The organism is Variovorax sp. CCNWLW225 (assembly GCF_037204045.1).
Taxonomy (GTDB): domain Bacteria; phylum Pseudomonadota; class Gammaproteobacteria; order Burkholderiales; family Burkholderiaceae_C; genus Variovorax.
Genome location: NZ_JBBCBV010000004.1, coordinates 86,551 through 112,945 on the forward strand (window position 1 = coordinate 86,551; position 26,395 = coordinate 112,945).

21 protein-coding genes are annotated in these 26,395 nt (G+C 67.8%); 7 read left to right on the top strand and 14 right to left on the bottom strand.

Features of this window, described 5'->3' with window-relative positions; translation table 11 throughout:
- Positions 1-1,287: a PepSY-associated TM helix domain-containing protein gene (locus V9L20_RS10060; protein WP_337296479.1), complete on the top strand. Its 1,287-nt coding sequence runs from the start codon at positions 1-3 to the stop codon at positions 1,285-1,287.
- Between the two features lie 9 nt (positions 1,288-1,296).
- Here V9L20_RS10060 and gshB read toward each other — a convergent pair whose 3' ends face one another.
- The 5 genes from gshB to V9L20_RS10085 are packed head-to-tail and all read right to left on the bottom strand — an operon-like array spanning position 1,297 to position 8,171.
- Positions 1,297-2,256, bottom strand: a complete 960-nt coding sequence (gene gshB / locus V9L20_RS10065; protein WP_337296480.1) for a glutathione synthase — start codon at positions 2,254-2,256, stop codon at positions 1,297-1,299.
- The gene (locus V9L20_RS10070; RefSeq protein ID WP_337296481.1) at positions 2,256-3,524 is read right to left on the bottom strand and encodes a benzoate/H(+) symporter BenE family transporter; all 1,269 of its coding nucleotides are present in this window, start codon (positions 3,522-3,524) and stop codon (positions 2,256-2,258) included. The genes gshB and V9L20_RS10070 overlap by 1 nt, the downstream gene beginning before the upstream one ends.
- Positions 3,525-3,577: 53 nt before the next feature.
- A complete protein-coding gene (locus tag V9L20_RS10075; protein ID WP_443098563.1) occupies positions 3,578-6,091 on the bottom strand; it encodes a branched-chain amino acid ABC transporter ATP-binding protein/permease in 2,514 nt (837 codons plus the stop codon).
- Positions 6,088-6,966: a branched-chain amino acid ABC transporter permease gene (locus tag V9L20_RS10080; protein WP_337296482.1), complete on the bottom strand. Its 879-nt coding sequence runs from the start codon at positions 6,964-6,966 to the stop codon at positions 6,088-6,090. The genes V9L20_RS10075 and V9L20_RS10080 overlap by 4 nt, the downstream gene beginning before the upstream one ends.
- Positions 6,963-8,171 carry an ABC transporter substrate-binding protein gene (locus tag V9L20_RS10085; protein WP_337296483.1) on the bottom strand — a complete coding sequence of 403 codons (1,209 nt, stop codon included), beginning with the start codon at positions 8,169-8,171 and terminating at the stop codon, positions 6,963-6,965. The genes V9L20_RS10080 and V9L20_RS10085 overlap by 4 nt, the downstream gene beginning before the upstream one ends.
- Before the next feature lie 234 nt (positions 8,172-8,405).
- Here V9L20_RS10085 and V9L20_RS10090 point away from each other — a divergent pair, with 234 nt between their 5' ends.
- Genes V9L20_RS10090 through V9L20_RS10100 form a run of 3 tightly spaced genes read left to right on the top strand, consistent with a single transcriptional unit; the run spans position 8,406 to position 10,541 of the window.
- Positions 8,406-8,828: a nuclear transport factor 2 family protein gene (locus V9L20_RS10090; RefSeq protein ID WP_337296484.1), complete on the top strand. Its 423-nt coding sequence runs from the start codon at positions 8,406-8,408 to the stop codon at positions 8,826-8,828.
- Positions 8,829-8,838: 10 nt separating this feature from the next.
- The gene (locus V9L20_RS10095) at positions 8,839-9,762 is read left to right on the top strand and encodes a polysaccharide deacetylase family protein (protein WP_337296485.1); all 924 of its coding nucleotides are present in this window, start codon (positions 8,839-8,841) and stop codon (positions 9,760-9,762) included.
- A 41-nt stretch (positions 9,763-9,803) separates the two neighbouring features.
- On the top strand, positions 9,804-10,541 hold the full coding sequence (locus V9L20_RS10100) for a GntR family transcriptional regulator (RefSeq protein WP_258503669.1): 738 nt from the start codon (positions 9,804-9,806) through the stop codon (positions 10,539-10,541).
- Positions 10,542-10,581: 40 nt separating this feature from the next.
- Here V9L20_RS10100 and V9L20_RS10105 read toward each other — a convergent pair whose 3' ends face one another.
- The 6 genes from V9L20_RS10105 to leuS all read right to left on the bottom strand — a co-directional run bounded on the left by V9L20_RS10105 (position 10,582) and on the right by leuS (position 19,679).
- A complete protein-coding gene (locus tag V9L20_RS10105) occupies positions 10,582-12,453 on the bottom strand; it encodes a potassium transporter Kup (RefSeq protein WP_258503668.1) in 1,872 nt (623 codons plus the stop codon).
- A gap of 174 nt (positions 12,454-12,627) precedes the next feature.
- Complete coding sequence (gshA, locus tag V9L20_RS10110) at positions 12,628-13,938, bottom strand: glutamate--cysteine ligase (RefSeq protein ID WP_337296486.1); 1,311 nt, start codon at positions 13,936-13,938, stop codon at positions 12,628-12,630.
- 120 nt (positions 13,939-14,058) lie between these two features.
- Complete coding sequence (locus V9L20_RS10115) at positions 14,059-15,351, bottom strand: glutamate-5-semialdehyde dehydrogenase (RefSeq protein ID WP_337296487.1); 1,293 nt, start codon at positions 15,349-15,351, stop codon at positions 14,059-14,061.
- A gap of 66 nt (positions 15,352-15,417) precedes the next feature.
- A complete protein-coding gene (gene holA / locus V9L20_RS10120; RefSeq protein ID WP_337296488.1) occupies positions 15,418-16,485 on the bottom strand; it encodes a DNA polymerase III subunit delta in 1,068 nt (355 codons plus the stop codon).
- Positions 16,486-16,512: 27 nt separating this feature from the next.
- Positions 16,513-17,034, bottom strand: a complete 522-nt coding sequence (locus tag V9L20_RS10125; protein WP_337296489.1) for an LPS-assembly lipoprotein LptE — start codon at positions 17,032-17,034, stop codon at positions 16,513-16,515.
- Between the two features lie 14 nt (positions 17,035-17,048).
- On the bottom strand, positions 17,049-19,679 hold the full coding sequence (gene leuS / locus V9L20_RS10130; RefSeq protein WP_337296490.1) for a leucine--tRNA ligase: 2,631 nt from the start codon (positions 19,677-19,679) through the stop codon (positions 17,049-17,051).
- Positions 19,680-19,883: 204 nt separating this feature from the next.
- Between leuS and V9L20_RS10135 the strand changes: the two genes are divergently transcribed.
- Positions 19,884-20,858 (top strand): Bug family tripartite tricarboxylate transporter substrate binding protein, encoded by a 975-nt coding sequence (locus V9L20_RS10135; RefSeq protein ID WP_258503660.1) that lies wholly within the window; start codon positions 19,884-19,886, stop codon positions 20,856-20,858.
- A complete protein-coding gene (locus V9L20_RS10140; RefSeq protein WP_337296491.1) occupies positions 20,851-21,930 on the top strand; it encodes an NAD/NADP octopine/nopaline dehydrogenase family protein in 1,080 nt (359 codons plus the stop codon). The genes V9L20_RS10135 and V9L20_RS10140 overlap by 8 nt, the downstream gene beginning before the upstream one ends.
- On the opposite strand, the gene V9L20_RS10145 is transcribed toward V9L20_RS10140, so the two are convergent.
- The 3 genes from V9L20_RS10145 to V9L20_RS10155 are packed head-to-tail and all read right to left on the bottom strand — an operon-like array spanning position 21,925 to position 24,573.
- Positions 21,925-22,524 carry a peroxidase-related enzyme gene (locus V9L20_RS10145; RefSeq protein WP_337296492.1) on the bottom strand — a complete coding sequence of 200 codons (600 nt, stop codon included), beginning with the start codon at positions 22,522-22,524 and terminating at the stop codon, positions 21,925-21,927. The genes V9L20_RS10140 and V9L20_RS10145 overlap by 6 nt on opposite strands.
- Positions 22,521-23,045: a CMD domain-containing protein gene (locus V9L20_RS10150; RefSeq protein ID WP_337296493.1), complete on the bottom strand. Its 525-nt coding sequence runs from the start codon at positions 23,043-23,045 to the stop codon at positions 22,521-22,523. Before V9L20_RS10150 ends, V9L20_RS10145 begins: the two co-directional genes overlap by 4 nt.
- Positions 23,046-23,097: 52 nt before the next feature.
- Positions 23,098-24,573, bottom strand: a complete 1,476-nt coding sequence (locus V9L20_RS10155) for an NAD(P)/FAD-dependent oxidoreductase (RefSeq protein WP_337296494.1) — start codon at positions 24,571-24,573, stop codon at positions 23,098-23,100.
- Between the two features lie 141 nt (positions 24,574-24,714).
- Here V9L20_RS10155 and V9L20_RS10160 point away from each other — a divergent pair, with 141 nt between their 5' ends.
- On the top strand, positions 24,715-26,391 hold the full coding sequence (locus V9L20_RS10160; protein ID WP_337296495.1) for an alpha-amylase family glycosyl hydrolase: 1,677 nt from the start codon (positions 24,715-24,717) through the stop codon (positions 26,389-26,391).
- The last annotated feature ends 4 nt before the right edge of the window (positions 26,392-26,395 follow it).

A 26,395-nucleotide genomic window follows, 5' to 3' on the forward strand; every position in this document is an offset into this window, starting at 1 on the left:
ATGCGCGCCTTTGCGACGACAGTGCACCGCTGGGCGGGCCTCGCGGTTGCACTGTTCCTCATTGTCTCGGGCCTGACCGGCGCCGTGATTTCGTGGGACCACGAGATCGACGGCTGGCTCAACAGCGAGCTCTACGACACCGAATCGCGCGGGCCGTTCCGCGATCCGTTCGAGCTGGCCGCGGCGGTGGAGGCCGACGACCCGCGCGCGCGGGTCGCGTACATGCCGCTCGGCTTCGAGGAAGGCCATGCGGCCGGCTACTTCGTGCAGCCGCGCACCGACCCCGCCACCGGCAAGCCCTACCAGCTCGGCTACAACCGCGTGTACGTCGATCCCGTGACGGCCGAGATCCGCGGCCGGCGCGACTCGACCGCGATCTCGCTCAAGCCCGAGACGCTGATGCCCTTCTTGCGCAAGCTGCACTACATGCTGCACGTGCCGGCCGTGTGGGGTACCGACCGGCTGGGCTACTGGATCATGGGGGGCGTGGCGCTGGTGTGGCTGCTCGACAGCTTCTTTGCGCTGTACCTCACCACGCCGCGGCGCCAGCGGCAGGCCGCGCATCCCGAGCACCGCGCCGCGCTCGAATGGTGGCGCCGCTGGAAGCCGGCCTGGGCCGTGCGTTGGGCGGCCGGCGGCTACAAGCTCAACTTCGACCTGCACCGTGCGGGCGGGCTGTGGTTGTGGGCGCTGATCATCATCGTCGCCTTCACCTCGTTCTCGCTGAATCTCTACAAGGAGATCTTCCACCCGATGCTGTCGCTGGTGTCGAAGACCACGCCCGGGCCGTCGTCGCTGGTGCCGCTCGCGCCGCTGGGCACGCGCATCGAACCCGCCATCGGCTTCCGCCAGATCGTTGCCGACGCCGAAGCCGAGGCACGCCGGCGCGGCTGGACCACGCCGCTGGGCGGCGTGTTCTACAACCAGCGCGGGGGTTTCTACAACGTGTCTTTCTTCGACCACGCCACGCACGACAGCAGCAACGGCATGGACCTGTCGAACCTCTACCTGGACGGCCGCGACGGCCGCGTCATCACCAGCAACCGGCCCTGGCACGGCACCGCGGCCGACGTGTTCGCGCAGCTGCAGTTGCCGCTGCACGGCGGGCGCATCCTGGGACTGCCGGGACGCATCCTGATGTCGCTCATGGGGCTGGTGGTGGCGGGCCTGTCCGTCACGGGCATCGTGATCTGGTGGCGCAAGCGGCGCGCGCGGCTGCTGCAGACACGGCGGCAGCGCGAAGTGGCGGCACAGCCGCACCACCTCGGCACCCCGGCGCCGCGCTGAAAGAAAGACCTAGGAAACTGCCGCGGCCAGGTGCGCCTCGAGCGCATCGATGAACATCTTCGGCACGTCGAAGCCGGTCTGCTCGGTGATCTCCTGGAAGCAGGTCGGGCTCGTCACGTTGATCTCGGTGACCGAGTCGCCGATCACGTCGAGCCCGATCAAGAGCAGCCCGCGCGGCGCGAGCACCCGGCCAATGGCCTCGGCGATCTCGCGGTTGCGCGCCGTGAGCGGCTGGGCCACGCCCTTGCCGCCGGCCGCCAGGTTGCCGCGCACCTCGGTGCCTTGCGGAATGCGCGCCAGCACAAAGGGCGCGGGCTCGCCCGCAATGATCAGGATGCGCTTGTCGCCCTGAACCACCTCTGGCACGAAGCGCTGCACCATGATGGTCTCGGCGCCGTTCTTGTTGAGCGTCTCGACGATGGAGCCGAGGTTCAACGCGTCCTGCTTCACGCGGAAGATGCCCATGCCGCCCATGCCGTCGAGTGGCTTCAGGATGATGTCGCCATGCTCGGCATGAAAGTCGCGCACGGCCTGCGCGCTGCGCGTGACCAGCGTGGGCGTGACGAACTGCGGAAACTCCATGATCGCGAGCTTCTCGGGGTGGTCGCGCAACGCGCTCGGCTTGTTGACCACGCGCGCGCCTTCGCGTTCGGCCTGCTCGAGCAGGTGCGTGGCATAGATGTATTCGGCGTCGAAGGGCGGGTCCTTGCGCATCAGCACGGCGTCGAAGTCCTTCAGCGCCTTGGCCTCGCTGATATCGACGCGGTACCAGTCCCTTGCGTCTCCGGTGAGCGTGATCTGCTGCACCGTGGCGGTGACCTGCCCGCCCGACTTCCACTGGATGTCCTGCGGCAGGCAGGCCGCGATGCGATAGCCGCGGCGCTGGGCCTCGCGCATCATCGAGAAAGTGGTGTCCTTGTAGATCTTGAAATGGTCGAGCGGGTCGGCGACGAAGAGGATATTTTTCATCAGTGAGTCTTTCCGGCGCCGGGTGTGGCCGCCATGTTGCTGCTGTCTGGCGCGATGTTGCCGGAAGCAGCGATGTCCTTGCCGGCGGAGGCCTTTGGCTTCGTGCGCCCGGCCTGCTGCACCGCCAATGCCAGCGCACCGGCCACCACACCCCAGAACGCCGAGCCGATGCCAAGGATGGCCACGCCCGAGAGCGTGACCAGGAAGGTGATGATCGCGGCCTCGCGGTGCGGCTCATCGCGCACCGCACCCGCCAGCCCGCTGCCGATGGTGCCCAGCAGTGCCAGGCCGGCAATGGCGGCGACCAGCTCTTTGGGAAACGCCGTGAGCAACCCGGTGACCGCCGCTCCGAAGAATGCAATCACCACGTAGATGGCGCCGCAGCTTGCGGCCGCCGTGTAGCGCCGCGCCGGGTCTTCATGCGCCTCGCGGCCCATGCAGATGGCGGCGCTGATGGCGCCCAGGTTCAAGGCAAACGCGCCGAAGGGCGCCAGCACCAGTGTGGCCAGCCCGGTAATGGTGATGAGCTTGCTCACCGGCAGGTCGCCGTAGCCTGCTGCGCGTATCGTCGCGACGCCCGGCAGGTTCTGCGAGGCCATGGTGACGATGAAAAGCGGCAAGGCCAGGCTGACGATGGCCTGCCAGCTGAACACCGGCATGGTGAACACGGGCCAGGTGAGCGAAAAGTGCACCGTCGACCAGCTCAGCTCGCCGCGCGCCGCCACGAAGGCAATGGCCACCAGCAGCGTGAGCGGCACCGCATAGCGCGGCAGCAAGCGCTTGGCGACCAGGTAGGTGCCGAGCATCAGAAGCACCAGCGGCAGCGCCGTCTTGGCGGCAATGAACGCATCGAGCCCGAAGCGCGCGAGCACACCGGCGAGCAGCGCCGAGGCAATCGCCATCGGAATCTTGTTCATGACCCGCTCGAACCAGCCCGTGGCCCCCGCCAGCACGATGAGCGCGGCGCAGGCAATGAAGGCGCCGACCGCCTCGCCCATGCCGTAGCTGCCCGCCGCGACGGCAAGCACGGCGGCGCCCGGCGTGCTCCAGGCAATCATCACCGGCTTGCGCCACCAGAGCGACAGCACGATGGATGGCAGGCCCATACCGATGCCCAGCGCCCACATCCACGAGGCCGCGATTTCGGGCGTGGCACCGAAAGCCTGTGCGGCCTGGAACACGATGGCCACCGAGCTCGTGAAACCCACGAGCACGGCGACGAAGCCCGCGGTGAAGGCCGAGAGGCTGAGATCCTTGAAAAACGACATCCGGCGATTGTGCCGGCTGGCCGGCAGACCGCCGAAATCGCGCGGGCCGCCTTTCAGGTCGAACCGAGGTAGGCCCGCGCGAGCGCCCCGTCGGCCGCGATCTCGGCCGCACTGCCTTCGGCCGCGATGCGCCCGCCCTCGATCACGTAGGCACGGTCGCACAGCGCCAGCGCAAGGGCCGCCATCTGGTCGACCAGCACCACCGTCAGCCCCTCGGCCCGCAGCCCGTCGAGCGCCTTGAACAGCTCGGCGATGATCTTCGGTGCCAGGCCCAGCGAAGGCTCGTCGAGCAGCAGCACGCGCGGCTTCGACATCAGGCCGCGCGCAATTGCCAGCATCTGCTGCTCGCCGCCCGAGAGCAGGCCGGCGCGCTGGTGCAACCGCTCGCGCAGGCGCGGAAAGCGCCCGAGCATGGCCTCGGTGCGCGCCTCGATGTCGCGCCCGTCGAGAAACGCGCCCAGGCGGATGTTGTCCCGCACGCTGAGCTCGGGAAACACCTGCCGGCCTTCGGGCACCAGCACCAGGCCATGCGCCACGATGCGCTCGGCCGCCATGCCCGCGAGCTCGATGCCGTCGATATGGATGCCGCCCTGCACCGGCCGGTGCAAGCCCGCGAGCGAACGCATCAATGTCGATTTGCCCGCGCCGTTGGCGCCGAGCAGCGCCACCAGTTCGCCGCGCCGCACGCGCAGGTCGATGCCGTGCAGCACCGGCTCCGCGCCGTAGCCGGCGACAAGGCCGCCGACGCCGAGCAGCTCGGGCGCATCGGCCGGCAGCGGCGGGCGCGGCGCCCGGCCATCTGCCGGCGCATCGTCCGTCGCCAGGGCTTCACCGAGGTAGGCCTTGCGCACCGCGGGGTCGGCCTGGATTGCAGCCACGCCGCCCACGGCCAGCCTGCGGCCGGCGTCGAGCACCACGATGTGGTCCGAGATGCCCATCACCAGATCCATGTCGTGCTCGACCAGCAGCACGCCGATGCCCGCGGCCGCGATGCGCTGCAGCAGCGCCGCAAGCAGCACCTTGTCTTCGCGAGAGAGGCCGGCCGCGGGCTCGTCGAGCAAGAGCGCTTGCGGCGCGGTGGCCAGCGCGCGTGCGATCTCGACCAAGCGCCGGTCGACGTGCGCGAGATCGGCGGCGCGCACCTGTGCGGACCCCGCATAGCCGCAGAACGCGAGGAGCCGCCGCGCCTCGGCACGCGCCGCCGCCGAGCGGAAGCGTCGCGCACCGAGCAGCGGCCCGAGCGTGCCGCGGCCGAGCGCAAGCGCCACGTTGTCTTCCACGCTGAGGCTGCCGAAGAGCTGCGAGGTCTGGTAGGTGCGCGCCACGCCGGCGCGCGCAATGCGGTAGGCACGCTGCCCTTGCAGAGCCGACTCGCCCAGGCGGAAACCGCCGCCGGTGGGCCGGTAGAACCCGCTCAGCATGTTCAGCACGGTGGTCTTGCCGGCACCGTTGGGGCCGATCAGGCTGGTGATGCCGCCAGGCTGCGTGGCAAAGGCCAAGTCGCCCACCGCGCGCACGCCGCCGAACTGCATCGTGAGGCCCTCGGTGCGGATCGGCGCGCCCCTTGCGCGCGGCGCAAGGCCCGCATCTCCACTGGTCGCAAGCGGCGCTTCGGCGGGCTGCTTGCCGATGCGCGCTGCAATGCGGCGCCAGAGCCCGGCGGCCCCCTCGGGTGCAACCCAGAGCACCACCAGCAAGAGCAGGCCGAATATGAGCAGCCGGTATTCCTCGAAGCTCGCGAGCAGCTCCGGCAGCAAGCCCACCACGAGCGCCCCCACCAGCGGGCCCGCGACAGAGCCCGCGCCGCCGATCATCACCACGAGCACGAACAAAATCGATTGGCCGAAGCCGAAGGTGTGCGGTGTCACGAAACCCGAGAGCGGCGCGAACAGCCCGCCGGCCGCTCCGGCGCAGAGCGCCGAGATGGCAAAGGCCACGGTCTTGATGCGCAGCGGATCGAGGCCGATGGATTCGGCCGCGGTTTCGCTGTCGCGCACCGCACGCATCGCAGCGCCCCAGCCGCCGCGCGAGAGCATCGCAAAGGCCGCGACCGCCACGCCCGCCGTGAGCACCGCGAGCATTGCCGCCGCGCGCTCGCCTTGCGCAAAACCGCCGAGCACGGGCCCCGCAATGCCCATGATTCCGTTCTGCCCGCCCGTGAGGTCGCGCGCCTCGACGATGGCATGCTCGACGATGAAGCCGAAGGCGATGGTGATCATCGCAAGGTAAGGGCCCCTGGCGCGCAGCGCCGGCAGCGCGAGCAATGCGCCCATGGCACCGGCGATCAGCGCGCCCGCGGGCCAGGCGGCCCAGAAGCTCCAGCCAGCCTTGCCCGTGAGGATGGCGACCGCGTAGGCGCCGATGGCATAGAAGCCCACATGGCCGAAGGACATCTGCCCCGTGAGCCCGAGCAGCACGTTGAGCCCGATGCCCACGATGGCGAAGAGCGCAACATTGGCGAGCACGAAAACGTAGTAGCCGTTGACCGTGGCCGCGAGCGCCACGCCCGCCGCCATGGCCGCCGCGAGCCCTGCCAGCGCGAGCCAGCGCATGCCGATGCCGCTCATACCTTTTTCACCGCCGCGCGGCCGAAGAGCCCCTGTGGCCGGAGCGCGAGCACCGCGATCACGAGGCCGAAGGTCAGGATCTGCGTGTAGCCCGAGCCGAGCGTGGCGGTGATCAGCGCCTCCGCCAGGCCGAACAGCAGGCCCGCGCCCATCACGCCCCATGCACTGGTGATGCCGCCGAGGATCGCGACCGCAAAGGCCTTGAGCCCGAACAGCGTGCCCATGTCGGCCTGCACATTGAAGAGCGGCGCGATCAGCACGCCCGCCACGCCCGCGAGCACCGCCGACAGCGCAAAGGCCGCGGCCACCGCGCGGCGGATCGGAATGCCCATGAGCCGCGCGGCCGCGGGGTTCTGCACCACGGCCAGCATGCCGATGCCCCAGCGCGTGCGGCGCGCCACCAGGTGCAGCACCGCCGCAAGCGCCAGGCCCGCGAGCGGAATGAGCAACTGCAGCGGGTACACGCCAAGCCCCACCTCGCCCACCTGCAGCGGCGTGACCGCGAGCGGCGAAGGCAAGCTGCGCGGCTCCTTGCCGAAGGTGAACATCACCAGGTTGTCGACCACCATGCCGAGCGCAACCGTTGCCATCAGCCAGGCCTCGGAGCCGCGGCTCGCAAAGGGCCGCACCGCCGCGAACTCGACCAGGAGGCCGTAGGCGCCGCAGAGCGCGAGCGCCAGCAGCACCGCGAGCGGCATCGGCCAGCCCAGCGTCTGCGCGAACCAGAAAGTGAAGACCGCGCCCAGCATCATCGCGCTGCCCTGCGCGAAGTTGACGGTGCCCGAGACGGCATAGGTCACGTGGAAGCCGAGCGCGATCAGCCCGTACATGCTGCCGAGCCCCAGCCCGCTGATCCATGCGGACAGCAGCATCATTTCGCCGCGGCCATGCCCACCGGCAGGATGCGGTTGTCGATGAACTGCGCCCATACGTAGTCGCTCGCGGTCACCGCGTCGTGCGTGCCGGGCGAAAAGGGCTTGTCGTAGGTCTTGATCAGGCCTTCGTACTTGCCGATCTTGTAGAAGCCCTGGCGCACCGCGTCGCCGTCGGTCGAGCCGGCGGCCGCAATGGCCAGCGCGGCGAGCTGCATGCCGTCGTAGGCATTGGCCACGCCCACGGCCGGCGTGATGTCGTCCGGGCCCTTGATGGCCGGGTACTTTGCCTTGAGCGCCGCAATCACCCTCTCGCCGACCGGCGACTGCTTGCCGAAGAAGCTGTAGGTCTGCACGAAGTGCACGTTCTTGCCGTTCGGGCCGGCCAGCTCGGTGAAGCGCCCGCCCGCCGGGCCCCAGTGCGAGACGATCGGCACCTGCCAGCCCATGCGGTCGAGCGACTTCACCACCTGGGCCGAGGGACCGACGTTGCCCACCATGAAGAGCGTGTCGGCGCCCGCGGCCTTCAGGCGCGTGAGCTGCGGCACCACGTCGACGTCGTTGCCGTCGAACTTCTCCACGCCCACGGCCTTCAGGCCCTTGGCCGCCAGCGCGGCGTGCAGGCCCTTCTCGTTCGATTCGCCCCAGGGGTTGTTCACCAGGATCATCCCGAACTTGCTCGACTTGAAGGTCTTCTGTGCGTAGTCGAGCATGCCCACGTTGACAATTTCGTCGACCGCCGAAACGCGGAAGGCGAAGTTGGGGTTGGCTCCGTTCTTGGTGATGGGCGTGCCCGCGGCCCAGGGGCCCATGAACGGCGTCTTCTCCTGGTTGGCAATCGGCACGATGGCCATCGACACGGGCGTGTCGAGCCCGCCGAACAGCACCGCCACTTTCTCCTTGAAGATCAGCTCGCGCGCGGAGACCACACCCTTGGCGGGATTGGCTTCATCGTCGCGGCGCACCAGTTCGAGCTTGCGCCCGCCAAGCAGACCGCCCTTGGCGTTGATCTCGTCGATGGCGACGGTGAGGCCGCGCGTGATGGCTTCGCCGGCCAGCGCCGACTGGCCCGAAAGCGCGGTGACGAGGCCGATCTTGATCGGTTCGGCAGCGAAGGCCGTGCCCGCCGTGAGACAGGTTGCGGCCGCGGCGGCGGCCAGGCAAAGCGAGCGGCGGCTCAGTTGGGGAAGGCGGATGGTGCGGGTCATGGCGAGCTCCTGGATCGAAGGGGGACAACAACGGGCGGCACCCAACAAGGTGCATCGGCATCCGCCTAAGCGGTTGGCTCGTCCCGGATGCAAGCGCCATGCCAAGTCAACAATCCATCACTCATATTGTCGACAATTCATGCTTTTGCAAGTCGACAATTCGGCACGAGAATTGCTGCAAAGACCTTCAAGCCTTTCGCCATGCACCGCCATGGCCCATCAATGGAGAACCCCATGGACACATCCGCTGCGCCCACGCTCACCGACCCTGCCGCCGTGGTAGACGAATTCCTTCGGCTGGTGATGATTCCCGACCCCGAGTCGGCCTCGCGCTACACCGCACCCGGCATTCGCATCCGCTTCACGGGCAACCGCCCGATGCAGGCACCCGGCGACACCTCGGCCTTCAATGCCAAGCGCTATGCGTGGGTCAAGAAGAAGATCGAGCGCACCGAGGTGGTGGCCGGCGGCACGCCTGAAGAAACCGTGGTCTACAGCCTGGGCACGCTCTATGGCGCATGGCCGGACGGCACGGCCTTCGAGGGCAACCGCTACGTCGACCGGTACGTGGTGAGCCACGGCCTCATCGTGCAGATGGACGTGTGGAACGACAGCGCCGAGTGGTTGCTGGTGCGCGCCGGGCTTGCAGTGCTGTGAGGCAAGGCGCATGACGACGCGCTGGCCCGAGCTGCTGCCCTCGCACGGGCGCTTCGACTATCGGCCGATCACGCGCCGGCCCGACTATGCGTGGCCCAACGGCGCACGGCTTGCGGTGTACCTGGGTTTCAACATCGAGCACTTCGCGTTCGGCGACGGGCTCGGCGCCTGCATCGGCCCGGCCTCGCCGCAGCCCGACGTGCTGAACCACGGCTGGCGCGAGTACGGCAACCGCGTGGGCGCCTGGCGCTGCCTCGAGCTCTTCGATGCACTCGGGCTGCCCACGGGCGCCCTGGTGAACACCGCGCTGTACGACCATTGCCCGGAACTGGTGGGGGCCCTGGTGGCGCGCGGCGACGAACTCATCGGCCACGGCCACAGCAATGCCGAGCGCCAGGGCGCGCTGGACGAAGCCCATGAACGCGCATTGCTCGTGCGCTGCCGCGAGCGCATGCTGCGCGAAAGCGGGCAGGCGCCCGCGGGATGGCTGTCGCCGTGGATCTCCGAAAGCGCGCTCACGCCCGACCTGCTGGCGGAGACCGGCTACGGCTACACCCTCAACTGGTGCCACGACGACCAGCCCGTGCGCATGCGCACGCGCGGAGGCGGCGCGATCTGGTCGGTGCCTTATCCGCAGGAGCTCAACGACATTCCGATGATCGTCGGCCGGCTGATGGACGCGAAGGACTTCAGCGCGATGGTGGTCGACAACTTCGACGAGATGCGCGAGCAGGCGCGCGCGCAGCCGCTGGTGATGGGCCTCGCGCTGCATCCGTACATCGTGGGCCAGCCCTACCGGCTGCGGCACCTGCGCACGGCGCTCGTGCACCTTGCACGCGCGCGCGATCGCGGCGAGATCTGGTTCACCACGCCGGGGGCGATTGCGGCGCACGTTGCGCAGCTCGCCGTCGAGCGGCCTGGGGAGTTCGACTGAGGCGGGCTCGATAATCGCGCGTCGTCCTGCTCATCCTGCCCATGGCCCGCTCTCCTTCTTCGCTGAAAACCACCGCTGCAAGGCAGCCCGCCGCGGACGCCCCGCCTGACGACGGCGACATCGAGGAGCGCATCTACCGCTCGGTGTTCGAAGGCGTGACCCACCAGCGCCTGGCGCCCGGCACCAAGCTGCCCGAGGCGTCGCTGTGCGAGCTGTTCGGCGTGAGCCGCGCAATGGTGCGCAAGGTGCTGCAACGGCTTGCGCACGACCACATCGTGGAGCTGCGGCCGAACCGCGGCGCCATCGTGGCCATGCCCTCGCCCGAGGAGACGCGGCAGATCTTCGAAGCCCGCCGTGCGCTAGAAGCCGCGCTGGTGCGCATGGCGGTGCGCAACGCCACCCGCGCCGAGATTGCCGAACTGCGCCGGCACCTGAAGGAAGAGCATGCGGCCATGCACCGCTACACGCAGCCCGAATGGGCGCGGCTCGCGAGCTCGTTCCACCTGCGCGTTGCGCGGCTCGCACGCAACCCGATCCTCGAACGCTACCTGACGGAGCTGATGTCGCGCTGCTCGCTGATCGTGGCGCTTTACGAGCCGCCCGGCAATGCCGCCTGCGAGCACGGCGAGCATGCGGAGGTGGTCGACGCGATTGCGCGGGGCGATGCCGACACCGCGGTGCGGCTCATGGAAGAGCACCTGCTGGTGCTCGAGCGCAACATCGCGCTAGACCGCCCGGCCTCGCAGCGCAGCCTGGGGCAGATGCTGGGCCTGGGCTGAGCCGCGACGAGGCAGCCGCACGCAGGCGGCCTGCGCCGCCTCAAATCTCGATCTTCGAGCCCAGCTCCACCACCGCGTTGTTCGGCAGACCCAAGAATGCGGCCGCGCCGCTCGCGTTGTGGTGCATCTGCGCGAACAGCTTCTCGCGCCACGGCGCCATGCCGCTGCCGAGCGTGGGAATGACGACGTCGCGCGAGAGGAAGTAGCTCGTGGCCATGGGCTCGAGCTGGCAGCCGCGCAGGCGCGCGTGGTCCAGCGCGCGCGGCAGGTCGACGTCGTTCTTGAAGCCGTAGTGCACGATGATCTGCCAGCAATGGTGGCCGAGCGCCTCGATCTCGATGCGCTTGTCCATCGGGATCCAGGGCACCTCATGGTTGCGCACGGTGACGAACATGTTCTGCTCGTGCAGCACCTTGTTGTGCTTCAGGTTGTGCAGCAGCGCGTTGGGCACCACGCCCGGCTCGGCGGTCAGGAACACGGCGGTGCCTTCCACGCGCGCGGGTGGGCTTTCGAACACGGAGTCGAGAAAGGCCTTGAGCTCGATCGCGTCGGCGCGCTGCACCTCGCCCATCAGGCGGCGGCCTTCCTTCCAGGTGATCATCAAGGTGAACACGAAGCCGCCGATCACCAGCGGGAACCAGCCGCCTTCGAACAGCTTGAGCAGGTTGGACGCGAAGAACAGGAAGTCGACCACGAAGAAGACCGCCGTGGACGCGATGCACAGCGCCAGCGGCAGCTTCCACGCATAGCGGATCACGAAGAAGGTCAGCACCGTGGTGATGAGCATGTCGGTGGTCACCGCAATGCCGTACGCGGCGGCCAGGCTGCTCGACGAGCGGAACATGACAACCGCCAGCACGATGGCCACGAACAGGCCCCAGTTGACCAGCGGAATGTAGATCTGCCCGGCCGTGCGTACGCTCGTGTGCTCGATGTTCAGGCGCGGCAGGTAGCCCAGCTGGATGACCTGGCGCGTGACGCTGAAGGCGCCGGTAATGAGCGCCTGCGACGCGATGACGGTAGCGGCCGTGGCCAGCAGCACGAGCGGAACGAGCGCCCATTCAGGCGCCATCATGAAGAAAGGGTTCTTCACCGCTTCGGGGTTCTCGAGCAGCAACGCGCCCTGGCCGAAGTAGTTGAGCGTGAGCGCCGGCATCACGACCGTGAACCACGCGACGCGGATCGGCCGCTTGCCGAAGTGGCCCAGGTCGGCATAGAGCGCCTCGGCGCCCGTGACGCAAAGCACGGTGGCGCCCAGCAGAATGAAGCTGGTGCCCGGGTTGTCCCACATGAACTTCAGCGCGAACCAGGGGTTCAGCGCCTTGAGGATTTCGGGGTGGTGAATGATCTGCGACACGCCGAGCACCGCAATGGCCAGGAACCACGCCAGCGTGATCGGGCCGAAGAACTTGCCGATGCCCGCGGTACCGCGCTTTTGCACCACGAAGAGGCAGAACAGCACCACCAGCGTGATCGGCAGCACATAGTGCTTGAAGTGGGGCGACACCACTTCGAGGCCCTCCACCGCGGAAAGCACCGAGATGGCGGGCGTGATGACGCCGTCGCCATAGAAGAGCGAGGTGCCGAAGATGCCCACCAGCAGCAGCACGTTGCGCAGCCTGGGCTTGTCGGCCACCGCACGCGAGGCCAGCGCCAGCATGGCGACCAGGCCGCCCTCGCCTTCGTTGTCGGCCCGCAGCACCAGCACCACGTACTTGATCGACACGATGACGGTGAGCGTCCAGAAGAACATCGACAGGATGCCGTAGACGTTCTCGACAGTGAAAGGAAGGTGGCCGTGGCCGAACACTTCCTTGACTGCATACAGCACGCTGGTGCCGATGTCGCCATAGACGACACCGATGGTGCCGATGATCAAGGCGGCGGCGGAAGAGGATTTGGGAGGTGACACGAAGTCGATGGGAAAAAGAGCGAATTGCAAGCGCGTAACCAGGCGTTACGCGCACCGGAGTGCTGCCGCGATGGAATTTCCAGCCGCTGCGCGCACCCTCCGCCCTTTTCTTTCCTTTGCTGTGGGGCCGCTATTTTGCCGCCGACCGCACCCGCCGCAACCCGCTCGGCAAAATCATTCGTAGATTTCGGCGTCCGGATCGGTGGCTTCCATCTCGTAGCTGGCCGCCACCATGGCCAGGCGGCCCACCACGCCATACATGTAGAAGCGGTTCGGCGCGCTTGCACCGGGCTTGGCGCCGGGCTGCGGCAGATGCGCACTTTCGGAGAACGCCAGGGGCACGAAGCTCGCGCCCGGCGACTTGAGGTTCTCGTCCGGGGCGCGCTCGGCGTGCACGCGGTAGAAGCCGCCCACCACGTAGCGGTCCATCATGTAGACCACGGGTTCGGCCACGCCGTTGTGCACCCGCTCGTTGGTGAGCACGCCTTCCTGGACGATCACCTCGCCAGGCCCGCGCAGCTCCCTGGCCGCGGCGGCCTTGGTGCTCGACGATGCGGCGCGCGGCTTTCCAACCAGGCCTTCGACCTCTTTCGCGTCATGCACCGTGATCACGCCCGGGCCGTCGCTGCCGGTATGGCCCTTGACGATCACGAAAGGCTTCTCGTTGATGCCGTATTCCTTGTACTTGCGGCGCACCTTGGTCAGCACCGCGTCCACATGGCTGGTCAGCACGTCGATGCCGCGGCCTTCGGCAAAGTCGACGCCCTCGGCGCGCGCGTAGATGGGGTTGATGAGCCACGGGTCGATGCCCAGCAGCTTGCCGAAGCGCTTGGAGAGCTCTTCGTAGCTGTGCAGGTGGTTGCTCTTGCGCCGCACCGACCAGCCGGCGTGCAGCGGCGGCAGCAGGTACTGCTCGTGCAGGTCTTCCAGGATGCCCGGCGTGCCGGCCGAAAGCTCGTTGTTGAGCAGGATGGTGCAGGGGTCGAAATTCTTGAGCCCCAGGCGCCGCTTGCTGCGCACCACGGGCTCCAGGCACACCGTTTCGCCATTGGGCAGCTCGATCTTCTTGGGCGATTTGATGGCCGGATCGATCGAGCCCACCCGCACGTTGAGCCCCGCCATGTGGAAGATGCGCACCAACTGCGCAATGTTGGCCAGGTAGAAGGTGTTCTTCGAGTGGTTCTCGGGAATGACGAGCAGGTTGCGCGCCTCCGGACAGATCTTCTCGATGGCGGCCTGTGCGGCCTGCACTGCCAGCGGCAGCATCTCCTTGGTGAGATTGTTCCAGCCGCCCGGAAAAAGATTGGTGTCGACCGGCGCGAGCTTGAAGCCGGCATTGCGGATGTCGACGGCGCTGTAGAACGGCGGCGTGTGCTCCATCCATTCGAGCCGGAACCAGCGCTCGATGGCGGGCGTCGAGTCGAGTACCCGCTGCTCCAGTTCGTTGATCGGGCCGGTCAGGGCGGTGACGAGATGCGGAACCATGCGGCGGCCTTGTTGGTTTTGTACTTGAAGGTAGAGCGGAATTGTAGGATTTGGGGGTGGCCGCCCCAATGACAAGACTACGTACGGCAGTCTTGGTTCAATCCGCCCGCCTTCGGTGCATCAACTCCGGACTTCGCCCTGCCCAAGCACCACATACTTGAGCGAGGTCAGCCCTTCGATGCCGACCGGCCCGCGTGCATGGAACTTGTCCGTGCTGATGCCGATTTCGGCCCCCAGGCCAAACTCGAAACCGTCTGCGAAGCGTGTACTCGCATTGACCATGACGCTCGCCGAATCGACCTCTCGCAAAAAGCGCTGTGCATGCACATGGTCGCGCGTGACGATGGCGTCGGTGTGGTGGCTCGAGTAGCGGTTGATGTGCGCAATGGCCTCGTCCACGCCCTCGACCACCTTGATGCTGATCACGGCGGCAAGGTATTCCTCGGACCAGTCGGACTCGACCGCATCGACGATTTTTCCGCTTGAGTTGACGGCATCGTCCGCGCGCAGGATGCGGGCCGCAACCGGGTCGCAGCGCATTTCCACGCCCTTGGCCGCAAAGATGGCACCGATGCGGGGCAGGAAGTCTTCGGCCACCGCTGCCGATACCAAGAGGCCCTCGGCCGCGTTGCAGGGGCTGTATTTCTGGGTCTTGGCGTTGTCGACGATGCGCAGCGCCATTTCAAACTCTGCCGTGTCGTCCACGTAGACGTGGCAGTTGCCGTCCAGGTGCTTGATGACCGGCACCTTGGCGTCGCGGCTGATGCGCTCGATCAGGCCCTTGCCGCCGCGCGGAATGATCACGTCCACGAACTCGGGCATGGCGATGAGCTGGCCCACGGCCTCGCGGTCGGTGGTCTGCACCAGTTGCACCGCTTCGACCGGCAGCCCGGCCTCGGCCAGCGCCTCGGACACCAGCAGCGCCAGCGCCTTGTTCGATTCGATGGCCTCCGAGCCGCCGCGCAGGATGGCCGCGTTGCCGCTCTTGATGGCGAGGCTCGCGGCCTCGATGGTCACGTTGGGGCGGCTCTCGTAGATCATGCCGAACACGCCGATCGGCACGCGCATCTGGCCCACGCGGATGCCGCTGGGCTGCTGCTTCATGCCGATGATCTCGCCGATCACGTCCGCCATGCCGGCGAGCTGCTCGCAGCCCTGCGCCACGGTCTCGATGACCTTGGGCGTGAGCTTGAGGCGGTCGACCATCGGCGCCGACAGGCCCGCGGCCGTCGCGCGCTCCAGGTCCTTCTGGTTGGCCTCGGAAAGGCCGGGGCCGGCTTCGCGCAGGCGCTTGGCCAGGGCCTTCAATGCTCTGTTTTTGGTAGCTGCATTCGCACGGGCCATGAGGAATGCGGCGGATTTGGCTTGCAGGCCGAGGGCCTGCATGTGCTCGCTGACGTTGAACGCGTTCATGTCGGCATTTTCCTGCATTTGGATCAACCCCGGGCTTTGCACCCCTTGGGTGTTGTCCTTTCTCCCTCAGCGAGAGGGAGCCGGGCCGCTGCTGCAGGCGCGGCACAGCATCAGTGCCAGACGCTGCAGCGCCTGCCAGCCGCTGGCGGGCCAATCGGGCTGCTTGAGCCCCTTGCAGATGCCGTCCACCACATGCGCGGCGCGCAGCAGCCGGGCCAGCATGCGGTCGTCGAGCCTTGGCAGCACGCGCTCGAAAGCGCGCTCGCGCGGGCCCCAGATGCGGTTTTCGCGCAGCGCCATGGGCAGCGGACGGCCGGAGGCCATGGCGTCCTTCACGCGTTTCAACGCGCGGATGTCCTCGGCAATCGTGTAGTGCACCAGCACCTCGGCCTCGCCTTCGGCCTGCAGCCCGTCGAGCATGCGCGCCACGCGCTGCGGATTGCCGGCCAGCACGGCTTCCGACAGCTTGAACACGTCGTAGCGCGCAACGTTGTTGACCGCGGCCTCGACTTGCTCCCAGCTCAGTTCGCCCGCCGGATGCAGCAAGGCGAGCTTCTGGATTTCCTGATGTGCCGCGAGCAGGTTGCCTTCGACGCGGTCGGCGAAGAACTGCAGCGTGCGCTGGCCTTCGTCGCCCGGCATCACGCGCTGGCCCTGCACACCCAGGCGCTGCGCGATCCACTGCGGCAGCGCGGCGCGTTCGATGGGGTCGACCTGCAGGTTCACGCCGTTGTTCTCGAGCGCCGAAAACCAGGCACCCGTGCGCGTGGCCTTGTCGAGCCGCGGCAGCATCACCAGCGTGAGCGTGCTGTCGTTGCCCTGCGCCGCTTCGGCCAGCTGCTGCAGCGCTGTGCTGCCGTCCTTGCCGGGCTTGCCCGAGGGAATGCGGATCTCGACGATCTGCTTGTCCGCGAACAGCGAGAGCGAACCGCCCGCCGCAAGCACCGCGCTCCAGTCGAAGTGCGCGCCGGCCACGGTGTACGAGCTGCGCTCGGTGTAGCCCTGGGTGCGCGCCGCGGCGCGAATCGCATCCGCGGCCTCTTGCGCGAGCAACGGCTCGTCGCCGTGGATCGTGTAGAGGGACTTCAGCCCCTTTTGCAGGTGGGGCCCGAGCTGGGCGCTGGCAAGTTGCATCGGATCGCGGCAGGCGCAGGCTTGCGCCTAGAGTTCCTTGACCGCAGCCAGGCGGCGCATCAGCTGCTGCGCGATGTCGGCCTGCATGTCGCGGTACAGCAGCTCGGCTTCGCCGTCTTTGGCGAGCGCATTGGTTTCGTTGAAGCTCAGGTCGCGCGTCTGCGACACCTCGGTGGGCGGCAGCAGCGTCTTGCCGCCGGGCGTGCGCAGCGAGAAGCGCACGCGCAGCTGCAGTTGCAGCTCGCGAAGCGCGCCGGCCGAGTTGGTCGAGATCACGATGCGGTCGCGGTTCTCGCCAAGAATCTCGAGGATTGCGTCGGCGGTCTGCGCCTCGGTGGGCGGCACCAGCGCCACGGTGCCGGCGGCGCGCATTTCTCGGCGCAGCCGGTTGATGAGCTCGGAATTGCCCGACACGGCCAGCGTCTTGAACGCGAACACGGGCGCCTTGCGCAGCTCGAACCCGCAGCCGGCCAGCGCAAGGCTCGCGCCCGCAGCGGACAGGCCCAGTAGAAAGCTGCGGCGCGGCAGCGAGGCAATTCGATTGTTCATGCTTGTGTCGTTACTCAAATGACCACGTTGACCAGGCGGCCGGGCACCACGATGACGCGCTTGGCCGGTGCGCCTTCCGCGAACTTGACGAAGTCGTCGCAGGAAAGCGCGAGCTGCTCGATCTCGGCCTTGGAAGCGCCGGCCGGCACGCGCAGCGCGCCGCGCAGCTTGCCGTTGACCTGGAGCATGAGTTCGATCTCGTCCTGCTCGAGCGCACTCACGTCCACCACGGGCCAAGGCGCGTCTAGCAGGCCGCCCAGTTCCTTGTCGTAGCCGAGCTGCTGCCAGAGCTGGAAGGCGATGTGCGGCGTGGCGGGATACAAGCAACGCAGCAGGATGCCGAAGCCTTCGCGCAGCGCGGCTGCATCGGCGGGGCTGCCGTCGGGCTTGAAGCCTTCGAGCGCGTTGAGCAGCTTCATCGCGCCCGACACCACGGTGTTGTATTGCATGCGCTGGTAGTCGTAGTCGACCTGGCGCAGCACGGTGTGCACCTCGCGGCGCAGCGCCTGGGCGTTCTTGCCGAAAGACTGGCCGCCAACGGCTACCGGTTGCACGTCCGCCTGCGCCACGCCGAAGTTCCACACCCGGCGCAGGAACCGGTAGCTGCCTTCGACGGCCGCATCGTTCCACTCGAGCGTGGCTTCCGGCGGCGCGGTGAACATGGTGTACAGGCGCGCGGTGTCGGCACCGTACTTCTCGATGAGGTCCTGCGGGTCGACGCCATTGCGCTCGGTTTTGCCCATCTTGCCGACACCGCCGTATTCCAGCTTCGTGCCGTCAGCCAGAGTGCCGCCAATGATGCGACCCTGCGCATCGACAACTGGAGTGACCTCAGCCGGAGGGAAGTAATTCTTCTCGCCCCTCTCGCCCCGGTTGTAGAAGATGTGATTCAGCACCATGCCCTGCGTGAGCAGCTTGCTGAAGGGCTCGTCGACCTTCACCAGGCCCAGGTCGCGCATCACCTTGGTCCAGAAGCGCGCATACAGCAGGTGAAGAATCGCGTGCTCGATGCCGCCGATGTACTGGTCCATCGGCATCCAGTAGTCGGCACCCCCGGCCACCATCGCTTGGTCGTTCTTCGGGTCGCAATAGCGCATGAAGTACCACGAGCTGTCGACGAAGGTGTCCATCGTGTCGGTCTCGCGCCGCGCGGCCTTGCCGCACACGGGGCAGACCACGCCGGCGTGAAAGCCTTCGTGCTTGGCCAGCGGGTTGCCCGAGCCGTCGGGCACGCAGTCGGTCGGCAGCACCACCGGCAGGTCCTTCTCGGGGACCGGCACCGCGCCGTGCTCTTCGCAATGGATGATCGGGATCGGCGTGCCCCAGTAGCGCTGGCGGCTTACGCCCCAGTCGCGCAGGCGCCAGGTGGTCTGCATTTCGCCCAGGCCCTTCTGGGCGAGCGCGTGCGCCACGGCGGCCACGGCCTCCTTGTGGGTCATGCCGCTGAAGTTGTCGGAGTTGATGGTGACGCCGCGTTGCTTGTCGCCGTACCAGTCCTGCCACTTGTGATAGTCGAAGTGCGGCTCGTCGTCGACCAGCACCACCTGGATGATCTCGATGCCGTACTTGTTGGCAAAGGCGAAGTCGCGCTCGTCGTGCGCGGGCACGCCCATCACGGCGCCGTCGCCATAGTTGATGAGCACGTAGTTGCCCACCCACACCGGCACCTGCTCGTCGGTGATCGGGTGCGTCACGGTCAGGCCCGTGGGCACGCCCTTCTTTTCCTGCGTGGCGAGCTCGGCCTCGGTGGTGCCGCCGGCCTTGCATTCCTCGATGAAGGCCGCGACCTTGGGGTCGAGCGTGGCGGCGTGCGCGGCCAGCGGATGCTCCGGCGCCACGGCGCAGAAGGTCACGCCCATGATGGTGTCGGCGCGCGTGGTGAACACGTACATGCGGCCGTCCTGGATCAGCTGGCCGCTCGCGTCCTTGATGTCGTGCGTGAAGGCGAAGCGCACGCCCTCGCTCTTGCCGATCCAGTTCTCCTGCATCAGCTTGACCCGTTCGGGCCAGCCCGGCAGCTTGTGCTGGGTGTGCTCGAGCAGCTCTTCGGCGTAGTCGCTGATCTTCAGGTAGTAGCCTGGGATCTCGCGGCGCTCGACCGTGGCGCCGGTGCGCCAGCCCTTGCCGTCGATCACCTGCTCGTTGGCCAGCACGGTCTGGTCGACCGGGTCCCAGTTGACGACCTGGGTCTTGCGGTAGGCAATGCCCTTTTCGAGCATCTTCAAGAACAACCACTGGTTCCACTTGTAGTAGCTCGGGTCGCAGGTGGCGATCTCGCGGCTCCAGTCGATGGCCAGGCCCATGGCCTGGAGCTGGCCGCGCATGTAGTCGATGTTCTCGTACGTCCACTTGGCCGGCGGCACGCCGTTCTTCAGCGCCGCGTTTTCGGCCGGCAGGCCGAAGGCGTCCCAGCCCATGGGCATTAGCACGTTGTAGCCGCTCATGCGCAGGTAGCGCGTGAGCATGTCGTTGATGGTGTAGTTGCGCACATGGCCCATGTGCAGCTTGCCGCTGGGGTACGGCAGCATCGAGCAGGCGTAATACTTTTTGCGGCTCGCGTCCTCGGTGACGCGGTAGGCATCGGCGGCGCTCCATTGCGCCTGGGCAGCGGACTCGACGTCGCTGGGTTTGTAGCTGGGGTTCATGACGGTACGGCAGGAGCCCGGCTCGGAGCGGCCGGGGAAGGCGGATTATCGCGCCGACTAGACTCGCCCCCAGTCTTCGCGCACTTCGTGTCGCTTCGCCAACCCCCTACCGGGGGCAACACCAGCGGCCCGGCAAAGCCGGTTCCGCGGTGTTTCACGAAAAATGCGGGACTTCCTGCCACCTGACGCGGATCGGAAAAAGCCATGAAACTGCTTTGGAAACACCTGGCACTGGGGCTTGCGGCCTGCCTTGCCACTGCCACGCCGCTGTGGGCGCAGCAGGCGAGCGACAAGCCGCTGCGCATCGTCGTGCCCTTCGCCCCCGGCGGCGCGCAGGATGTGATTGCCCGCTACCTGGGCGCCAAGCTAACCGAAAAGCTGGGCGGCAGCGTCATCGTCGACAACAAGGCGGGCGCGGGCGGCATCCTGGCGGCCGACGCGGTGGCGAAGGCGACCGATGGCGCCACGGTGCTGCTGGCGACCGGCGGCGCCATCACCGTCGCGCCCCATCTGCAGGCGAAGCTGCCCTACGACCCGGTGCACGACCTCGCGCCCGTGGCGCTGGTCGGAGATACGCCGATGACCTTGGCCGTGCGCACCGAAAGCCCCTACAAGACCGTGGCCGACGTGCTGCGCGACGCCAAGGCCAAACCCGGCCAGCTCACCTACGCATCGACCGGCAACGGCACGGTGTCGCACCTCACGGGCGCCCTGCTCGCACAGGCGGGCGGCGTGAACCTGCTGCATGTGCCGTACCGCGGCGCGGCGCCGGCACTCACCGACCTGCTGGGCGGCCAGGTGGCGCTGATCGTGACCAGCGCCGCTTCCATCGAGCCGATGGTCGCGAGCGGCAAGGCCCGCGTGCTCGGCACCTTCTCGCGCGCGGCGCTGCCCAGCCTCGGCACGCCTCCGACGGTGGCCGAGGCAGCAGGCCTTGCCGGCATGGAGGTGCCGGTCTGGGTCGGCGTGATGGCCCCCGCGCGCATGCCCGCGGCCAGCCTCGAAAAGCTTTCCGCAGCGCTGGTCGAGGTATGCAACCTGCCCGAAACGAAACAGCGTTTCGCGCAACTGGGCGCGGTGAACACCTGCGGCGGCGGCGCGGCACTGGGCAAGGTCATTTCGGAAGACAGCCAGCGCTGGGCGAAGGTGATCAAGCAGGGCGGAATCAAGATTGACTGAGCCTGCGGGAAAGCGATACCGGGTCGGCATTGCCGGCGCCGGCGCGATTGCGCTCGCCGGCGCGGCGTGGCTGCGGCAGGTGGGGCACGACGCCATGCTCTGGTCGCCGAGCGGCCACGGCGCCGAGGCCTTGCGCACGCAACCGCTCGAAGCCAGCGGCGTGCAGCCGTGCAGCGCCACGGTCGAAGTGGCGGACGATGCGGCCCAGCTTTGCCTTGCATCGGACCTGCTGCTGATCGCACTGCCGGTGAATGGGCACAAGCGCGTGATGGATGCGCTGCTGCCCTTCCTGCGCGACGGGCAGACGGTGATCGTCAGCTCGATGGCCTCGCTGTCGTCGCTCTATCTGTACGAAAGCGCCCTTCGCGCAGGTCTGCGGATCACCGTTGCGAGCTTCGGCACCACGGTGCTGACCGCGCGCCGCGAGTCGGGCACGCAGGTCAAGGTGATGACCCGGCGCAAGGCGGTCGGCGTGTCCGCCCTGCCGGGCGCCAACCTCGAGGACGCCGTTGCGCTGTGCACCGCCCTGTTCGGCGATGGCTTCTTCCCGCAGAAAAACACGCTCGCCAGTGCGCTTGCGAACGTCAACCCACAGTCCCACGGCCCGCTGGCCGTCTTCAACTGGAGCCGCATCGAGCGCGCGGAAAACTGGCCGCAGTACCACTGCATGACGCCCGGCGTGGCCCGCGCAATCGAGGCGCTGGACCTGGAACGGCGAGCGGTGGCCAAGGCCTTCGGTATCGAGCTCGGCCCCATCGAGGAACACTTCGCGCGATCTTTCGGCACGGAATCGGCACGGCTCGAAGACATTGCGGCCGAGCTGCATGCCAAGCGCGGCGGCCCGCCGGGGCCCGTGCGCACCGACACCCGCTTCGTGACCGAGGACATGCCCTACGGCCTGGCTTTCATCGAGGCGCTGGGGCAGATTGCCGGCGTGCCCACGCCGGCGACGCGCACCATCGTGGACGCCGCCTCGCTGGTGAGCGGCACCGAATATCGGCAGCAGAATGACCTGCTGGCGCCGCTCAAGCTGGCCGGCGAAACCGTGGCCGGGCTGCTCGCCCGCCTATGAAGTTGCCGTTGCCTCGGGAAAGACCGGCTCGCCCAGGTTGAGCATCAGCCGGTTGGCCCAGGCAAAAAGCGCCACCGAGTGGACCAGGTCGAGGATCTCGAGTTCGGTCAGGCCCACCTCTTTCAGCGCCCGCACGTCCTCGGCCGATACCTTGTCGGGCTCGGCGCCCAGGTGTATCGAAAATTCGACGATGGCCTTTTCGCGCGCCGTGGTGCCCGCCGAGGCCGGCTCCTCGAACACCTGCGAAATCACGTCGTTGCGCTTGGCCAGCTGCTCGAAGCGCTGCGCATGCACCGAGGCGCAATACACGCAGCCGTTGACGCGCGATTCCACCGTGGCGCCCAGCTCGCGCTCGGCCCGCGGCATGCCGCCCGGCGCAAACATGATCGCGTTGAAGGCAATGGAGCGCTGCAGCAGCATTTCGGGCTGATGCGCCAGCACCAGAAAGTAAGGCGAGGTGCGCGCCTGCGGGCTCATCTCGTCGAGCGCGGCCAGTTGGGCCGGCGTGGCGGCGGCAACGTCGACCGGATCGAGCCAGGGCCTCCAGCTCAGCACCTCGTTGGTAAAGCCCTTGATGCGAATCGGCGTGGTCATTGCGACACCTCCGCAGCCGCCAAGGCCTGCAGGCCCGCGACCATGCGTATCTGATAGGACAAGAAGGCAATAAGCTGGCCCAGCGCGACGATAGCGGGCGTCGAAAGGCTCGCCTGGGCCAGCGCGTCGACCGAGGCCTTGTCGCCTTCGATGGGGCGCTCGATCAGGCTGGCGGTGAACGCCAGCACCGTGCGCAGGCGTGCATCCGCCACCGCTGCGCCGCTCCCTACGGCGGCAACCAGCTCGCGGTCCGCGCCCTCGGCCAGCAAGCGCTCGCGATAGTGCGCGGCAAGCGTCGCGGCTTTCGACACGCTGCAGGCGTGCAGCGCCACCAGCAGGCGCTCGGCCACCGAAAGGCCTTCGACCGTGGGCGAGAACATGGCGTCGTAGCTGCCCTGCGTGGCCGCCACGACCTTGTCGCGCTGCAGCCGCAGCATGCGGGTGGGCTGGGTTGGTGCCAGCGGCACCGCGGCGTCGATCACGTCGAGCGGTGTGGATGCGTCGTAGGAGGTTGGTGTCATGCGTTTCAGTTCAATCCCGTTCGATTCAGTTCAATGCAATGGGTCTGCAGGTTCAGCCGCGCTCGGCCGGTGGCGGCGCGGGCACCCACTCGTCGCCGAACAGCTCGGGCTCGCTGTAGGCCTCGATGTTGGCAAAGTGGTGCTCGAAATCCTCGCGATAGAACAGGCTGGCCATGCCGCTCGCAAGCCGCCTGGCGCCGTCGCTGATTGCGGGGATGTCGCCCGACACCGTGCCGTGCGACAAGGCCGCCGGGTAGCAAAAGCAATGGATGCGGTCGAGCCCCGGGCACTCGCCGGCCGCGCGCTCCTGAAACTCGAACACAGGGCCGAGATCGGGCGAATCCGCCAGCTCCTGGTCTTCGTTGCCGGGCGCGGGCACGAAGCGGTCACCCCATGTGCGCACATGCGGCGCGATGGCGTCGAACTCCGGCCGATTGCCCCAGTCGACCTTGAAGCCGGTCGAGACAATGAGAAAGTCGAACACGAAATCGCCCTTCGGCGTTGCCACCCGCATCGACGCGCCCTGCGGCTCGATCGAAAGAACCGGGCAGCCGAAGTTGAAGAACGCGTTCGGAAACCGCGACACGCGCAGCGTGCTGCCGTGCGGCGGCGGCACGTTCGCCACGTTGATGTAGTGGCGAATGCGCCACTTGAGCTCATCGGGCAGGTCGTAGTGCCCCTGCGTCAGGCCCGGCACGCCGGCGCCCTTGCCCTTGTTGACGCGCGGCAGGTCGGGCCGGCGGATCAGCAGCTCCACGCTGTGGGCGCCGCATTCCAGCGCGGTGGCCGCGCTGTCCATGGCCGAAGAGCCCGCGCCGATCACGCCCACGCGCAGGCCGGCCAGCTTGCCGTAGTCCATGGCATCGGACGAATGAGCCCATTGCGAGCGCGGCAGTGCGTTGACGAAAGCGGGAACTGCCGGGCCGCCGAGCCCGTCGCGGCCGGTGGCAAGCACCACGCGGCGCGCCAGCACGCGCTGCGCTCCGGTGGGCGTGCGCAGTTCCAGCCGCACCAGCGGCGAATCGGGCAACGGCTTGATCCCTGTGACCGCGGTTTCGTTGCGCACATCGACGTTCATCACGCGGCGGTACCAGACCAGGTAGTCCATCCACTGGAGGCGCGGGATCTTGTCCAGCGCCGCCCAGGCTTCGGCGCCGAACTGCGCCTCGAACCACGCACGGAAGGTCAGCGCGGGCAAGCCGAGCGCGGGGCCGGTCAGCTCCTTGGGCGAACGCAGGGTTTCCATGCGCGCCGTGGTGGCCCACGGGCCTTCGTTGCCTGCGGGCGATCGGTCGAACACCACGGCGCGGATGCCCTGTTGCGCAAGGGCCGCGGCGGCCGCCAGCCCGGCCTGCCCGCCGCCGATGATGGCCACGTCGAGCACCGGCTCGCCCGCGTGTTCGCGAACGGGCATCCATGAGCGTGCGGGCCAGCCCAGGCATTCAAGGTCCTTGGCAAGCCGCCGCTCGAGCGCGGCCAGGCCTTCAGGCGAAGAAGAAAGTACGAGGGAAACGGAGTCGGTTGTCATCTTGCGAGCGGGAACGGGAGCGGGGTTCACATGAAACCCCTGCCCAGTGTAGAAAGCTTTTCAGGTGCGACCGGAGAGACCCATGCATGGACCGGGCCCGGATCTCGCATGCCACAATGATTTTCAGACCACAGGGGCAGCATGCGCAGCAATCAAAGCAGCAACAGCGAATGGTGGCGCGGCGCGGTGATCTACCAGATCTATCCGCGCAGCTTCATGGACAGCAACGGCGATGGCATTGGCGACCTGCCTGGCATCACCTCCAGGCTCGAGCACGTGGCCGGCTTGGGGGTCGATGCGATCTGGGTGTCGCCCTTCTTCCGCTCGCCGATGAAGGACTTCGGCTACGACGTGTCCGACTACCGCGACGTCGACCCGATCTTCGGCACCCTGTCCGATTTCGACGAGATGCTGGCCCGCGCGCATTCGCTGGGCCTGAAGATCATCATCGACCAGGTGCTTTCGCATACGTCCGACCAGCACGCCTGGTTTGCCGAAAGCCGCTCGAGCCGCGACAACCCCAAGGCCGACTGGTACGTGTGGGCCGACCCACGGCCCGACGGCACGCCGCCGACCAACTGGCTCTCGGTGTTCGGCGGCTCGGCCTGGCAGTGGGACTCGCGCCGCCGGCAGTACTACCTGCACAGCTTTCTGAAGGAGCAGCCGGATCTCAACTTTCATTGCGCCGAGGTGCAGGAGGCCTTGCTCGGCGAGGTGCGCTTCTGGTGCGAGCGCGGCGTGGACGGCTTCCGCTTCGATGCCTGCAACCACCAGTTCCACGATGCGCAGCTGCGCGACAACCCGCCGGCCAGCACGGCCGCGCTGGACGAGGTGAGCACCGTGCGCGCCGACAACCCCTATGCCATGCAGCAGCACCTCTACGACAAGAGCCAGATGGAGAACCTGCTCTTTCTCGAGAACCTGCGCAAGCTGCTCGATGGCTACGGCGCCGTCGCGCTCGGCGAGGTGGGCGACGAGAACGCGCCGCCCGTGATGGCGCAGTACACCGAACTGGGCCGGCGCCTGCACCTGGCCTACAGCTTCAGCCTGCTGACCGCCGACCACAGCGCACACCACCTGCGCCACCAGGTCGAAACGCTCGACCAGGCACTCGCACCCACGGGTGGTTGGGGCTGCTGGGCCGTCTCCAACCACGATGTGCCCCGCGTGGCCACGCGCTGGAGCAACGGCAAACCCGAAGACACCCGGCGCGACCGGCTCTGGCTCACGCTGCTGCTCACCCTGCGCGGCAGCGCCAGCATCTACCAGGGCGAGGAACTCGGCCTGCCCGAGGCCGAGGTGCCGTTCGAATTGCTGCAAGACCCCTACGGCCGCGCGTTCTGGCCCGAGTTCAAGGGCCGCGACGGCTGCCGCACGCCCATGCCCTGGAAGGCCGACGAACTTCACGCCGGGTTCACCACCGGCGGGCCCTGGCTGCCGGTCCATGGCCGCCACCTGCCGCTGGCGGTCGATCGCCAATCGACCGACCCCGATTCGATGCTCGTCTTCAGCCGCGCGCTGCTGCACTGGCGCCGCACGCAGCCGCTATTGCGCACCGGCAGCACCGCTTTCTTCGATGCGCCCGAGCCGGTGCTGTGGTTCGAGCGGCGCGAGGGCAGCCAATCGCTGCAGGCGCTCTTCAACCTGGGAGACGAGTCCGTCTCGGTCGCGCTGCGCGAGGCGCTCGTGCCATTGCCGGGGCATCCGCATTCGCCGCAGGCCGGGGCCCGCGTGCAGGCAAGCGGCGACAGCAGCATGCTGACGCTGCCACCCTATGGTGTCTTTTTCGGCCGCCCCGCCAGCGAAGAGCAAATGTGAAGAA

Excerpts from the sequence above, each read along its gene's own strand:
- V9L20_RS10060 (WP_337296479.1), top strand. The coding sequence starts at position 1 with ATGCGCGCCTTTGCGACGACAGTGCACCGCTGGGCGGGCCTCGCGGTT.
- gshB (WP_337296480.1), bottom strand. The coding sequence starts at position 2,256 with ATGAAAAATATCCTCTTCGTCGCCGACCCGCTCGACCATTTCAAGATC.
- V9L20_RS10070 (WP_337296481.1), bottom strand. The coding sequence starts at position 3,524 with ATGTCGTTTTTCAAGGATCTCAGCCTCTCGGCCTTCACCGCGGGCTTC.
- V9L20_RS10075 (WP_443098563.1), bottom strand. The coding sequence starts at position 6,091 with ATGAGCGGCATCGGCATGCGCTGGCTCGCGCTGGCAGGGCTCGCGGCG.
- V9L20_RS10080 (WP_337296482.1), bottom strand. The coding sequence starts at position 6,966 with ATGATGCTGCTGTCCGCATGGATCAGCGGGCTGGGGCTCGGCAGCATG.
- V9L20_RS10085 (WP_337296483.1), bottom strand. The coding sequence starts at position 8,171 with ATGACCCGCACCATCCGCCTTCCCCAACTGAGCCGCCGCTCGCTTTGC.
- V9L20_RS10090 (WP_337296484.1), top strand. The coding sequence starts at position 8,406 with ATGGACACATCCGCTGCGCCCACGCTCACCGACCCTGCCGCCGTGGTA.
- V9L20_RS10095 (WP_337296485.1), top strand. The coding sequence starts at position 8,839 with ATGACGACGCGCTGGCCCGAGCTGCTGCCCTCGCACGGGCGCTTCGAC.
- V9L20_RS10100 (WP_258503669.1), top strand. The coding sequence starts at position 9,804 with ATGGCCCGCTCTCCTTCTTCGCTGAAAACCACCGCTGCAAGGCAGCCC.
- gshA (WP_337296486.1), bottom strand. The coding sequence starts at position 13,938 with ATGGTTCCGCATCTCGTCACCGCCCTGACCGGCCCGATCAACGAACTG.
- V9L20_RS10115 (WP_337296487.1), bottom strand. The coding sequence starts at position 15,351 with ATGAACGCGTTCAACGTCAGCGAGCACATGCAGGCCCTCGGCCTGCAA.
- holA (WP_337296488.1), bottom strand. The coding sequence starts at position 16,485 with ATGCAACTTGCCAGCGCCCAGCTCGGGCCCCACCTGCAAAAGGGGCTG.
- V9L20_RS10125 (WP_337296489.1), bottom strand. The coding sequence starts at position 17,034 with ATGAACAATCGAATTGCCTCGCTGCCGCGCCGCAGCTTTCTACTGGGC.
- leuS (WP_337296490.1), bottom strand. The coding sequence starts at position 19,679 with ATGAACCCCAGCTACAAACCCAGCGACGTCGAGTCCGCTGCCCAGGCG.
- V9L20_RS10135 (WP_258503660.1), top strand. The coding sequence starts at position 19,884 with ATGAAACTGCTTTGGAAACACCTGGCACTGGGGCTTGCGGCCTGCCTT.
- V9L20_RS10145 (WP_337296492.1), bottom strand. The coding sequence starts at position 22,524 with ATGACCACGCCGATTCGCATCAAGGGCTTTACCAACGAGGTGCTGAGC.
- V9L20_RS10150 (WP_337296493.1), bottom strand. The coding sequence starts at position 23,045 with ATGACACCAACCTCCTACGACGCATCCACACCGCTCGACGTGATCGAC.
- V9L20_RS10155 (WP_337296494.1), bottom strand. The coding sequence starts at position 24,573 with ATGACAACCGACTCCGTTTCCCTCGTACTTTCTTCTTCGCCTGAAGGC.
- V9L20_RS10160 (WP_337296495.1), top strand. The coding sequence starts at position 24,715 with ATGCGCAGCAATCAAAGCAGCAACAGCGAATGGTGGCGCGGCGCGGTG.